Here is an 11,439-nt window from a genome sequence, read left to right as displayed (position 1 = left end):
CGAGCAGTTATGGAAAGAACTCCACGAAGCTCTCAAAGATCAGATGTGGAAAGCATTCGGTATCTTCCAAGAAGGATACTTCTTATTTAGAAAAGCAGCCGAATCTTTTGATGCAGGCGCAATCGAGGGGTCCGTCCTTTTATGTCGTGCTACTCTAGAAAGCTCATTTCTCATATTCTTGAGCGTGCAATGGGGTAGTGACTCGTCATTCGCCATAGTTTATCCCACCACTCTAGACGGAAAGCTTCGATTTGTCGGGTTCGACGAACTTCGTGATGCGGTCGTACAGAGAGTTAGTTTTTCTGAAGAACAAATTACTGCTATCGATAGAATACACCAGAACGGGAACTTCGTGGCTCATTTCGCAAGTCGTAGGATCAAGCAACGCATGGCCCGTGTCGAACGGTTCAAGAAATGGGAGGCTCAAAACGAGAATGCAACGGAGTCTGACCGAATAAAAGCCGTTGACAAGCTCCTAGACTCAGAGAAGTCTTGGATAAGCACCGTAGAGGCACTTCAAAACCTGGACGACACTAGATCCATTCTGCTCACGCTTGGAAAGGCGACGGGAAGCAAACATTCGCAAAGCAGACTCTAGGCTCTGCAACTAAATACTTCTAGATTCAAGGCTGACAGACTAGATGAAATGTAGGATCAAGGCGGTAACGATAGCGGTTACAGCCGCCGAAACGGCGCTGGTCATTACTAGGCTTCCGTATCTTTGCCAGCGAGTTTCGCCCGGAAAAGCAAGAGGACTTGATTGAGATTGTTCCGCTATGATATGTCTCCACTTTCTAGAGGTAGAATGGTAGAGCGCCTCTAGGATCCTGACATCAGCCTCTATAACCGCAAGATACTTTTCCGTCATTTCTGGCGACATCGTTTCCGCAGAAACTTTGTGGATATAGATTAGCACATTTGAAGCGACTCCCCAAATAGTATTCCACGATCTTGGGTTAGCGGTCTGTTTTACTGTTGAAAGATTCTCAAGCGCCTTGTTCAGATTCTTCTGTGCCCTGTCAATTCGAGCCTTGATGGGGTCAGTAGTCAAAGTCCGCCCCTTCTGAGTCAGACAGGCTGTTAAGGGCTGTGAGGTACGAGTTGGCGGTCGTCCTAAGAAGGGTTGCCATGTCAGGTTCGGGTGCGGGCGGACTATTCTTTGTCACAGTCTATTCGTGTGGTCAGGAACTATTTAGGAAAGAAACGAATCCGGAGAAGTGAAAGGCATGTCCCCGCCCACTCTTACGGAAATTGTAAAATGCAATCCCACTATCGAGGAGGAAGACCTCAAACTACTCTTCGACAAACGTCTTGATGCTCAATCACAGCTCTGGTTCTTGTCGCTTGGCTTCCTTGTGGGCATCTTTAGTCCTACTGCTGTATCCATAATTTATCTCGTGGCAACAAACTGGCCTCTTACCTTACAATCTCCAGCAACTGGTGGTATCGTTTTACTCTTCATTTTCTAAGGAGCCATCCTCTTGGTGCTACGTTATGCTGCTAGAACATATACACCGCCCCACAGACACGCAATCCGCCTCAACGACTATCTTGAGGCTCGAAGGCTAGTCAGAGAGGCACATAAGCAAAGAATCTGAGGCCTCGATCTAAATAGATAGGCCAGCAATGGCTATTCAAAGATCGTCTAAGTCAGTATTTTGTAACCGGTTTGTTCCATACCAAGAGACTCGTAACGCGGTCTATTGTATCCTGATGAAGTCACGAGTTTCCTTGCTATGTAGTTCTCTCGTAGTAAGTATTTTGACACTAACCACAGAGAGTGACGCAGATCTTGTGCCTTGGCGGCTATGCCATTGATCGTGGACGAGGTCCAAAAGATGAGCCAGATCAGAAGATACTTCCTATCTCGTGCCCAGCGTAAGCTCGTTGACTTCGCTGTTATTTGCCTCGACATGTTCCCCATTATGGATCTAAAAGTCCAATATCAACGAAGCGCACTATCTTCTTCTCTCATGGGAGAAAAAATCCCGTCCCCGTTGACGGTAGATTCGGGTCTGAGAAGGGTGCCCCGAGCAAGGCGATTATCGAGGTGGTGAGGTAGCTGCGGTCTGGTTGAGAATTATCACAGCAGCAGCTTCGGCTTCTTTGGACAACAGTCGTATCGTTTCTTGTAGGTGTCCTTTTCCACGAGTCTCTTTCTCACCTCCCACACTTCCTTCGAGTGGGTTGAGAGTTCTTGCTCCAACTTTGCGTGCGGGAGGTCCCGCTTTCGAGATCGATCGACAGGCGACCCGAGAATCTCCATGTCCTTTAGAAGAACAATGATTGTTTCGTTGATCTTGTCAGTGGAAGAAGATGGGTTTGTCTAATTAACGACGACGTAGAGATTCCGGACAAATGCGTCGGCAAGTTCCACAGGTTCGGAGTGCTGGAGTATCGCACCACCACGCAGAATCTTATCGGTAGAGCACAAGCACGAGCAGAGTTAGTAATCGCTTACTTCGGTCTACGTATTCCGCTTAGCTGTTCGAGTCTACTTCCTATGAAAGATCAATGGAAGAGACGGAATAGCACCAAGAACTATTAGAGCAAGTCTCGCCATCAATCCGGCATCAACGATAAGAGCTGATAGTATCAACCCAGCCCCGAACAGCACTATAGCCAACCTTAGTGCGGGGTCTTCAAGGTATTCCAAACTGATATTCCTCCCACAAGTCTATTGTCTATCTCCGATAAAAAATTAGCCTGCTTGAACCCTATATAAGAAGCAAGAGATACATCTACTGAACAAGGAACTGAGATTGGGGGGTACTCGAAAGTGGGTTACCATTCATCTAGCCCCAATTGCAAGAGCATTACGATATCCCCCTTCGGTATTTGCGGAGATTGCCGAGCGAAGACTTGAGAAGCATTGGACACAGACCTATATCATAATCGGACTCGTTAGTAACGCATTCATCACGTTTGTGACTTTCGTCATAGACCCGAAACTCACTGCCCTTGAATCGGGTGGACTACCGGGGATTCTTGGAATTATTCTAGCAGCCATCGCCGGTGTAGTGACGGTACTCATCTTGATCGAGTATCAATTATTCCTTGGTAAGGTGCACCGAAGAACTGTCGAACTCACCGATAAAGGCCCGTGCAAATTGAAGTTGACGATTCTGAGAGTCCACATGAAGCGGAGACTGATTTCAGCAGTGGTCTTCGCCGTGAACATTGGCTTCACTTCCTTCGTGCTAAGCGGTGTACACGTACCTTTCCTGACGGGCGGTATTCCGTATTTCTTCACTGTGAATGTGCTTTACCTAACAGAATTTCGGTTGGGTAAGAACAAAGATACCGATATAGCCTTCGAATCAGTCGGCCAATTACAGTCCCTTTCTCCATTCTACCAAACCTTGACTATGCGAATAATCAGAGATAAGATCAAGAAGCGATTGAAACAGCAGATTCCTATCGCCCGGAGCATTAGTCCAAATCTATTTCTCAGACAGTTTTATCTTGACCACCTGAGGCAGAACCAACCTTCTGCCTCCCCCTCACCGATTTCTGCGAGCTTGAAAGCTACACTCATTGAAAACGGTGATGTGTTTGGTGTGCTGAATCAGCCCTACCCTCAGCCTATAACACCCCCGTGCCAATTCGAGTTTGAACTGCCATGGGAGAAGCGCTTCAATTGGGGACGCTTAGCGTTGTCGGTGGTCACGATTATCGATGTTCTTGCCGCGTTGTATACGTTGCGCATTATTGACGCAATACTCAGAGCCTTAGGATTGTGATCAAAGACTCTTTATCGAGTCGAAGCACGTTTCCACATGATCTCGGGGCCAAAATAGCCATGCTCGTAAAGTTCCGTCATAGCGTCTAAAGTAGTGTTATACGATCTAGTAAGAACCGGCTGGCCCTGAGAGGCTACAGTAGGAGGCTTGTTTGGCTTCCATTCGTTATAGTAATAATTAACCGTGTTGCTGTCTGAATCAAAGATAGCAAGATGTTCGAAGCGGTCTACCAGCGTCACTATCATGTGAACTCCACTCTCGAATTTGCTCTAGTACATTTCGAGTTCGAAGAGATATTTTCTGCTGGGCGTTCGGAGTATCTCCGCAATCTTCTTACGCTTGATTCTCGAAGTTAGAAGAGAAGCTCTAAGTTGGATAGAATCCAAGTCTTACTGTACAGCTTGCTATTTGACACGCTTCTCGGAAGTGCCATGATTCTGTTTGCTATCGAAGAGATTGTTAATCCGCCGTATTACAGCTCTTGTGTAGGCAACAATTGTTTCAACTATCGCCCTATTGAACCGTCAAGTTGGGGAGTTTTGCTCGTGGGAATAATTCTTATGGTCGAATCTCTTGCTGTATGGATCTATGTGAGAAAAGACCGCCCTCAATCTAAATAGATAATCGTAATGCGAAGTCGGATTTCGTTCACACCTGAAGCCGTTCTCGCATAAATAGCGTCAGACTGGTCTTGACTTAGGGCGTTTCATGGTAGAGAAGAAAGAGGAAGACAAGCACTCCACACGAAATACGCTCATTACCACCTCTGGAGGCATTCTTGCAGCCGCTCTAGCCTTCTCCGGACCTCCATTGATATCGAACCTAATCATTACTCCAGATTTCCAAGTTGCGCCATCCCCCGACTTTTCGTCAGTAAACGTAACCAATGTTGGGTCTGCAGCCCACGGGGTTAGGATTACGCTCGTGGTGCCCGGAAATCAAACAGATTTTTCGAGGTTCTCGTCCGAAAATGCTACATGGGTGAAAACCTTCGATCTGACCGGTGATCAGACGGTTATTGTCGCAAACCTGCCGAGACTAGGTCAACAAGGGCGTGTTTCGGTTAAGCTCAGTCACTCTACGACGAATCTTGAGGTCTGGGTAAATTCTAATGAGAGGGGCGATCATCAACTCATAACAAAGGGTGCTCCAGTCTCTAGTCAGCCTGACTATAGTCTCCTTTTGTTTGAAATCGCTCTGTTTTCGGGGTACGGTGCTTTCATCGTCTACAGATTCCGCGATAGTTGGATTATCAGCAGTTTCCGCAGACGCATCTCCAGGTGGAGATTAAAGAAGCGTAAATCAAGTACAACCTGATCAAGTTGTGGGAGCCTATAAACTGTAGCGAAAAATGTGACGTTCGACGCTACAAAGAATCTGGGTTAATAAGTATCCTTGTCTACAAAAATACAGCGGCAAGCCGGAGAAGATCCTATAATCCTTAAATCGGCTACGAGCAGAGATCAACCTTAGCCTTGACCAGCACGGTCAGCCTCTCCGTTCTAGACCAATTCGGCGGCAGCAAACTCCTCTCCCCTGAGAAGATCCGATGGATAAGACCAACACCCCTGCCTACAAAGCCGATCGAACTCGCCTTTCGCGAGGCGTTCGCAACCCCAATCGGGGCGAAACCGTTCGAGAGGGAAAAGTGCTGGAGCCCAGCCATAATCTTCTCAGACTTCACAAGGAAACACTCACCCTTCATCTCACAACTCATCAACATGATAGAACCGAAGACTGATGATATCAAAATCATCTGCGCCGGCGGGACCCATGTTCCATCCGAGCCGGACTTCATCAAGAAAGTCGTTGGAGAAGACATCTACAAACGCTACCAGAAGAACATCCGAGTAAGTTCAGTGAAGAACCCGGGTAGCAAGTACGAATGGATTGGAGTCACAAGTAGAGGTACACCTGTCGAGCTGAACAAGGAGCTATTTGATAGAGATCTCCTAATATCGACGCTCAACGTTCAACCTCATTACTTCGCCGGTTACGAGGGAGGGGCGAAAGCTCTCCTTCCCGGCTGCTCCGGCCTCAAAACCATAACCACCAACCATGGATACGTGATCGGAAACCCGAACTGCCGTGAGCTCGCGATCAAAGGCAACCCGACCAGGGAGGATATGAACGAGGTTCCCAACGTACTTCGGGAATCAATGAAAATAGAGCATCGAATTCTCGATTTTGTCCTCAACCAAGACGGGACCCTCGTCCGAGCATCATACGGAGACCCGACCCTCGCACATCAACAACTTGCCGAGAACTATTCCCGTAAAGCTCATTCGGTCACATCCCGCCCATCATCGCTTGTCGTCACGGTAGCGGACGGACCCACCGGAACGAACCTCTACCAGGCGCTCAAGGCCGCAACCTTCGGTGCAGGCCTCGTGATTCCTGCATACGAGCCCAAATCCATCGTAATGCTACTTGCTTCACTTGAAACAGGGATCGGAGGAGACGCTTTCAAGGCCGAGATGGAAGCCTATGGTAAGATGGAGCCCGAGATGGTTATCGAGGACCTGAAGAAGAGAGCGAAGCTTGGAAAGGTCACAGAAGCCTCGCAGAAGCCGAACAGGTTCTCGCTCGACGCCAAAAAGGCAGACTTCATCGTGGTCTCACCTAAGGCGCCACCCCCGGTTGAAGAGTTACTGAGCAAAACAAGGATCAAGTTCTTCAGATCAATCGACGACGGGCTTAGGACCCTGGACCAGAGGCTATACGAAAAGGATGTCGCGGTGATTCCCTTCGGCTCCTCCACTGTACCAGTAGCAGCATAGAAATGACTACCCAAAAATAGGACCAGGCCAACTAGGTTTAACCCGAACCTATCCGCTCGACTCTTTCATGATTTACTCCAAACTGGGAACCGACAAATACGTCCTAAGGCTCGAATCCGGCGACGACATCCTCCAATCCTTACGACAATTCGCGACAACCAAGAGACTCAGCGCGAGCCTACTCGAAGGGATCGGTTCTCTGAGCAAGGTCAAGCTCGGCCACTACGATTTCAAGACAAAGCAATACAAGTACGAAACATTTGAAGATGATCTGGAGATCCTAAACCTTTCTGGCAACATCGCCAGCATGAATCGCCAGCCCCTTCCGCACGTTCATGCAACGTTGGGCCGCAGAGATTTTTCAGTGATCGGGGGCCACCTCGATGAGGGGTCCTCGGCGAACATGGTAGAGATCGGGATCTGGAAGCTCCCAGGAAAGTTGCTCAAGGCAAAGAATGAGGCGATAGGGTTGAATGTGCTGCAGTTAGCGCGAAGAATATAGACATAGAATCATACGCTTTCAACCTGTTAATTGATCATAAGCTAGTTCCCCGCGTATTCGCGCCGGTAGGACCACTCAGCCTATTACACGCTCAACACAGGTCCCGAACCAAAGATAGGTGCTTCTTTGCCGCGTAAAGTCGGGCTGCGAATGGTGCTATACCTCTACGTGGCCGTCTTCCTGACAAGAATTGGATTCGGATCGATAACAATCCTCTTTCCATTGTACCTCCAAGCACCGAGCTACATAATCGGGATCATACTGGCACTCTATCCTATGTCGGAGGCAGGTTCGGCATTACCAATCGGCCGGCTCGCTGATCGATTCAGTCGCAAGAGACTCCACATCATTGGAATGATAATGATCACGATTCTCACAGCTGCCATTGGTTTCACTCGAAATCTCTTGAACGTCTCCGTTCTCCATGCATTGATGGGTATCTCAGCTGCAACCGCCGCCGTAACGTCTCTTACACTCTTAGGAGACGCAACGAAACTTACGAATCGCGGGAAGAGCATGGGCGGATTCGACCTTGCAAACCTCGGAGGCTATGGGCTCGGATTCGGAGTAGGAGGACTCTTGGTCAACGTTTTCGCGGATGAGTTGTCATACGCCTTCTGGGTGACCGCAGGGGTTTTCCTGTTCGCGGGACTAATGGCAGCGAAGTTTCTCGTAGAACCGGTGAGAGTTTGGGAGCTGAAGCAGCCGAAGATCCGACAGAAAAGAATCGGCAGCAAGATACGTCCTGTGATTCCGGTATGGATCGCGCAGACCATTATTCTGGGGATGTACTTTCTCCTGCCGAAGGCTTTCAGGGACTCCAACATTGCTCTTACGAGAGATACTCTGATCTTCCTCGGAGTTCTAGGGGGGCTGTTCGCACTCGGAGCTATCGTGTTCGGCCACATTTCGGACAAGGTTGGACGGACTAGAGTTATGATCATCGGCGCCTTTGGCGAATTAGGCTTTCTAGTTCTCTTTGGATGGTCCTGGCAGCACAACGAGCTAGTGAAGTACGAGCTGTTGCTCTGGCCAATGTTCTTCCTGGCATCCTCCATAGCGCCCACAATTCTCGCCTACATTGCCGACATATCTGGGAAGGCTAAGAGAGGCTCCGCAAACGCTCTCTACAGCATAGTCCTCAGCATCGGTCTTGCAATCGGAAATATCATCGGCGGGTTCGTTTCGAGTTTTGCGGGGAGCGCGGGAATTCAATGGATCTTCTACGCAGGAGCGGGAATACTATTTCCCTCCATTCTAGCAACGTCAGCGCTTCTCCGTCGACGCTAGCGAACCACCGGAAGAATATTCTAGCTCACCATCAGCATTCCTACGCCGGGAGCGCCTAGCCAAGAATGCCTCTAGTTTACGCGTGTATACTGCCGCATGGTGGGGACATTATCCCGCAACTGGCAGTTCGGAAAACTGAGCACCTATTCGAGGAGACGAGGGAGTCCGTGCGCAAGATCGCGAGAGAGATCGGAAAGGCGCGGCCGCATACGATCATCATCGCGAGCCCGCATAACCTTAGACTCCAAAACAACATCGGTATCGTGACCGCCGAGAACTCTACGGGCCAGCTGAAGGGATCAGGCGGAAGAAAGGTAAGCCTAGGACTAAGATGCGATCGAGAGTTCGCTCAAGATCTCCTCGAAGAGTCAACGGGGAATCGTCTGCCGGTTGTAGGGGCAAACTACGGGACGGCGGAAGGGCGCGCGTCAGATATGCCGATGGACTGGGGGGTTCTCGTCCCAATGTGGTTTATTGTCAAAGAAGAACGGGTTACGGCGAGAGCTGTGATAGTCACGCCGTCCAGAGAGATCCCTCTTAGCAAAAACATCGCGTTCGGGAGGACAGCTGCGGAGCTGGCTCAGAAGAGTAAGAAGCGCATCGTGTTCGTTGCAAGCGCTGATCAGGCCCATGCGCACAAGAAATCGGGACCTTACGGGTATCATCGAAGCGCTGCAAGCTACGACCATTTCGTCCTCCAGGCAATTCGGAAGAATCGTGTTGAATCTATTTCTCGCCTGAGTAAGCAGTTTGTCGAGGAGGCGAAGCCGGACAGCCTTTGGCAGATGGCGATACTAGCGGGTCTAACAAGAGTGGTGCCGATGCGAGGTAACTTGCTATCGTACGCGGTCCCGACGTATTATGGGATGATCTGTGCAAGTTTTGTTCGCGCCTGATCTTCGGGCGTGGTTTCAGACTACTATTCTTCGGTCATTCGGTTCATGATTTCTCTGACCTCGTTCTTCTTCTGAGAGGACGCGGTTACAATGACGAGCCCCTCTGAGGGCTGTCCATAGATAACGAGGGCATTTTCAGGTGATTCGAGAACGGCAGGAATCGCGAGCAGGTCCTCTTCACCATCCACGAAGATTACCGCTTCCCTCTCTCTCAGAGCTATTCTGATTGTATCCCACGCCTCGCTCGTAATGACTCCCGCGGGATTCTTCACTCGGTATGTCCGCTCTGCTTTGATTTCGACCAGGCCGATCCGCTTTCTAAGTGTCATCTGGTCTACTATTCTCAGGTTAACTGGGATTCCAGCCGCCAAGGTCTCTCTGGAGACCACGTCGCCAACCGTCGTGACCTTGGAAGGCCTAGTTTTGTGAACATGTAGCCTCAGTTTCGGCATCGTTTTGATCGGTGTACCCTTGAGTAGTATTCCAAGCGGTGTCTTTAGCCGGACAAGATCTGATTGAGATGGTCTGAAGCTTGTCAAGGCCCGGACGATCGAGATCTATCTTTCTAAACTTGACTCTTCGATGGATTGCAGTGCTGAGCGGGTCCTTCGTTGAAAGTAGTTGATGATAAGGTCGTTGGAGTCTGCTAGGGTCTCGTCGCTTCTTCGGCGAGTTTTCTGATGGTAAACTCAAGCCGTTCCACCTCGGTCAGCATTGAGGAGCCATCGGTTCCATATTGTGGGTCCCTAGAGACCTCTCCAATGAATTCTCGAATGCGCTTCAGCAGCTCCAAAGCTCCTTCCCCCCGTAACAAGCTCATGGGTTTGCCGCAAGTAGGACAGGAAAATGTAGCAAGCGGGCCGGTACCACCTCCGTTAGGTCCCCCTGGCGGGTCGAAAAAGTTCCCCTGAAAGATGTGCCCGGATAGGCATTCCCATCGACTCAACGACAGGTCTCCTTTAGTCCATGGGGCGAGTTCAGAGTTGGTTTGCGCATGGGAGCAACCTTGCGACTGATCGACCTTCGATCGTTGTTGTCTGGACGGTCGACGTCGTTTTAAGCGTCACGTACTTTTTTTGCGACATAAAGGAAAGGACATTGTTGACTTGCGATGCCGGTCCTTTGCTATTTAGTCGACTTTACAATTTCCCGAGCAAAAAAATTATCGAGACACCCTGTTTCGAATCGTGGGTCTTCAAAGATTCCCGGAAGGAACTTGCGATGTCAGGTCGGACCGCTCGATCTGATGGAATGTGTCGATCAATCGCATTGAGTACGCCCACTCGTTGTCATACCAGGCCAAAACACGAACCATTGAACCATTCGTTCCTGTCGAGAGCCCGTCTATGACTGCTGAATGCGGGTTTTTCTTGTAATCAACAGAGACCAATGGCTCGTCAGAGATCGCGAGGATTCCCTTCAGTTTTTCACCTGATGCTTTTTCGAAGGCGCCATTGACTTCGTTCCTGCCAACTTCTCTTCTGCACTGGACTACTAAGTCGAGAAGCGAAACCGTGGCTGTAGGCGCCCTTATCGCCGAGCAGGTAATTTTCCCTTTGAGGCCCGGAAGGACTTTTCCAATTGTTTGCGTTGCACCGGTTCGGGTCGGTATGAGGGATTGGCCTGCTGCTCTGGCCCTTCGAAGATCCTCATGAGACCCGTCGAGCAATCTTTGGTCGCTGGTGTAGGCGTGGATGGTTGTTGCAAACCCGTGCGTGACCCCGAAGGCGCGGTCTAGGACGGCAAGGCAAGGTGCGAGACAGTTCGTTGTGCATGAACCCATCGAGATGATCTTGTGGAGGGTCGGATCGTATGTTTCCAGATTACATCCAGGGATAAGGATGACGTCTGCGTCCTCGAAGGGAGCGCTGATCAAGACCCTTCCAGCCCCGTTGCCGGCATAAACGGTTAGGTCCTCTCGTTGGAGACGTTGTCCTGTGCTCTCAAGCACTGCGTCGACTTCAAAACTCTTCCAGTCTATTGAGGATGCATCTGTTTGGCTGAGGCAAGGTATCCTCTGTCCTGCAACAGTGATGGTCTCCGAGTCCCAGCTGACGTCCGAAGGAAGAACTCCGTAGGTTGAATCATGTTTCAAGAGGTGCGCGAGGGTGCGAGGAGCCGAAGTTGAGTTTATTACAGCAACCTCGATGTCCGAGTATTTGTTCTCCAAGATCGCACGGTGGAAACATCTTCCAATGCGACCGAATCCATTAATCGCTATTCGCAAT

At 49.8% G+C, this 11,439-nt stretch carries 13 protein-coding genes; 8 read left to right on the top strand and 5 right to left on the bottom strand.

What is annotated here, in order from left to right:
- Positions 1-598: hypothetical protein (locus VGS11_05185; GenBank protein HEV2119481.1), on the top strand; the 598-nt coding region annotated here is incomplete at its 5' end.
- A 39-nt stretch (positions 599-637) separates the two neighbouring features.
- On the opposite strand, the gene VGS11_05180 is transcribed toward VGS11_05185, so the two are convergent.
- The gene (locus VGS11_05180; GenBank protein ID HEV2119480.1) at positions 638-1,051 is read right to left on the bottom strand and encodes a hypothetical protein; all 414 of its coding nucleotides are present in this window, start codon (positions 1,049-1,051) and stop codon (positions 638-640) included.
- Between the two features lie 175 nt (positions 1,052-1,226).
- Here VGS11_05180 and VGS11_05175 point away from each other — a divergent pair, with 175 nt between their 5' ends.
- Positions 1,227-1,469 (top strand): hypothetical protein, encoded by a 243-nt coding sequence (locus tag VGS11_05175; protein ID HEV2119479.1) that lies wholly within the window; start codon positions 1,227-1,229, stop codon positions 1,467-1,469.
- 614 nt (positions 1,470-2,083) lie between these two features.
- On the opposite strand, the gene VGS11_05170 is transcribed toward VGS11_05175, so the two are convergent.
- A complete protein-coding gene (locus VGS11_05170; GenBank protein ID HEV2119478.1) occupies positions 2,084-2,266 on the bottom strand; it encodes a hypothetical protein in 183 nt (60 codons plus the stop codon).
- A gap of 496 nt (positions 2,267-2,762) precedes the next feature.
- On the opposite strand from VGS11_05170, the gene VGS11_05165 reads away from it, so the two are divergent.
- From VGS11_05165 to VGS11_05140, 6 genes are all read left to right on the top strand, one after another.
- Positions 2,763-3,743, top strand: coding sequence for a hypothetical protein (locus tag VGS11_05165; GenBank protein HEV2119477.1), 981 nt, complete (start codon positions 2,763-2,765; stop codon positions 3,741-3,743).
- A gap of 708 nt (positions 3,744-4,451) precedes the next feature.
- Positions 4,452-5,060: a hypothetical protein gene (locus VGS11_05160; protein HEV2119476.1), complete on the top strand. Its 609-nt coding sequence runs from the start codon at positions 4,452-4,454 to the stop codon at positions 5,058-5,060.
- A 158-nt stretch (positions 5,061-5,218) separates the two neighbouring features.
- Entirely contained in the window at positions 5,219-6,523 is a 1,305-nt protein-coding gene (locus VGS11_05155) for a lactate racemase domain-containing protein (protein ID HEV2119475.1), read from the top strand.
- Positions 6,524-6,590: 67 nt separating this feature from the next.
- Positions 6,591-7,025 (top strand): PPC domain-containing DNA-binding protein, encoded by a 435-nt coding sequence (locus VGS11_05150; protein HEV2119474.1) that lies wholly within the window; start codon positions 6,591-6,593, stop codon positions 7,023-7,025.
- A 126-nt stretch (positions 7,026-7,151) separates the two neighbouring features.
- Positions 7,152-8,315, top strand: coding sequence for an MFS transporter (locus tag VGS11_05145; protein HEV2119473.1), 1,164 nt, complete (start codon positions 7,152-7,154; stop codon positions 8,313-8,315).
- A gap of 65 nt (positions 8,316-8,380) precedes the next feature.
- On the top strand, positions 8,381-9,211 hold the full coding sequence (locus VGS11_05140; protein ID HEV2119472.1) for a hypothetical protein: 831 nt from the start codon (positions 8,381-8,383) through the stop codon (positions 9,209-9,211).
- Between the two features lie 23 nt (positions 9,212-9,234).
- Here VGS11_05140 and VGS11_05135 read toward each other — a convergent pair whose 3' ends face one another.
- From VGS11_05135 to VGS11_05125, 3 genes are all read right to left on the bottom strand, one after another.
- Positions 9,235-9,750 (bottom strand): GTP-dependent dephospho-CoA kinase family protein, encoded by a 516-nt coding sequence (locus VGS11_05135; GenBank protein ID HEV2119471.1) that lies wholly within the window; start codon positions 9,748-9,750, stop codon positions 9,235-9,237.
- Positions 9,751-9,857: 107 nt separating this feature from the next.
- Positions 9,858-10,004, bottom strand: a complete 147-nt coding sequence (locus tag VGS11_05130) for a hypothetical protein (GenBank protein ID HEV2119470.1) — start codon at positions 10,002-10,004, stop codon at positions 9,858-9,860.
- A gap of 402 nt (positions 10,005-10,406) precedes the next feature.
- Positions 10,407-11,438: a type I glyceraldehyde-3-phosphate dehydrogenase gene (locus tag VGS11_05125; GenBank protein ID HEV2119469.1), complete on the bottom strand. Its 1,032-nt coding sequence runs from the start codon at positions 11,436-11,438 to the stop codon at positions 10,407-10,409.
- Position 11,439: the final 1 nt, after the last annotated feature.

The organism is Candidatus Bathyarchaeia archaeon, assembly GCA_035935655.1.
Taxonomy (GTDB): Archaea; Thermoproteota; Bathyarchaeia; order 40CM-2-53-6; family 40CM-2-53-6; genus 40CM-2-53-6.
This window is presented reverse-complemented; position numbering and strand designations above follow the sequence as displayed.

What these genes read in the sequence shown, in the direction of transcription:
- VGS11_05150 (HEV2119474.1), top strand. Translation starts at nt 6,591, where the DNA reads ATGATTTACTCCAAACTGGGAACCGACAAATACGTCCTAAGGCTCGAA.
- VGS11_05170 (HEV2119478.1), bottom strand. Translation starts at nt 2,266, where the DNA reads ATGGAGATTCTCGGGTCGCCTGTCGATCGATCTCGAAAGCGGGACCTC.
- VGS11_05140 (HEV2119472.1), top strand. Translation starts at nt 8,381, where the DNA reads ATGCCTCTAGTTTACGCGTGTATACTGCCGCATGGTGGGGACATTATC.
- VGS11_05175 (HEV2119479.1), top strand. Translation starts at nt 1,227, where the DNA reads ATGTCCCCGCCCACTCTTACGGAAATTGTAAAATGCAATCCCACTATC.
- VGS11_05160 (HEV2119476.1), top strand. Translation starts at nt 4,452, where the DNA reads ATGGTAGAGAAGAAAGAGGAAGACAAGCACTCCACACGAAATACGCTC.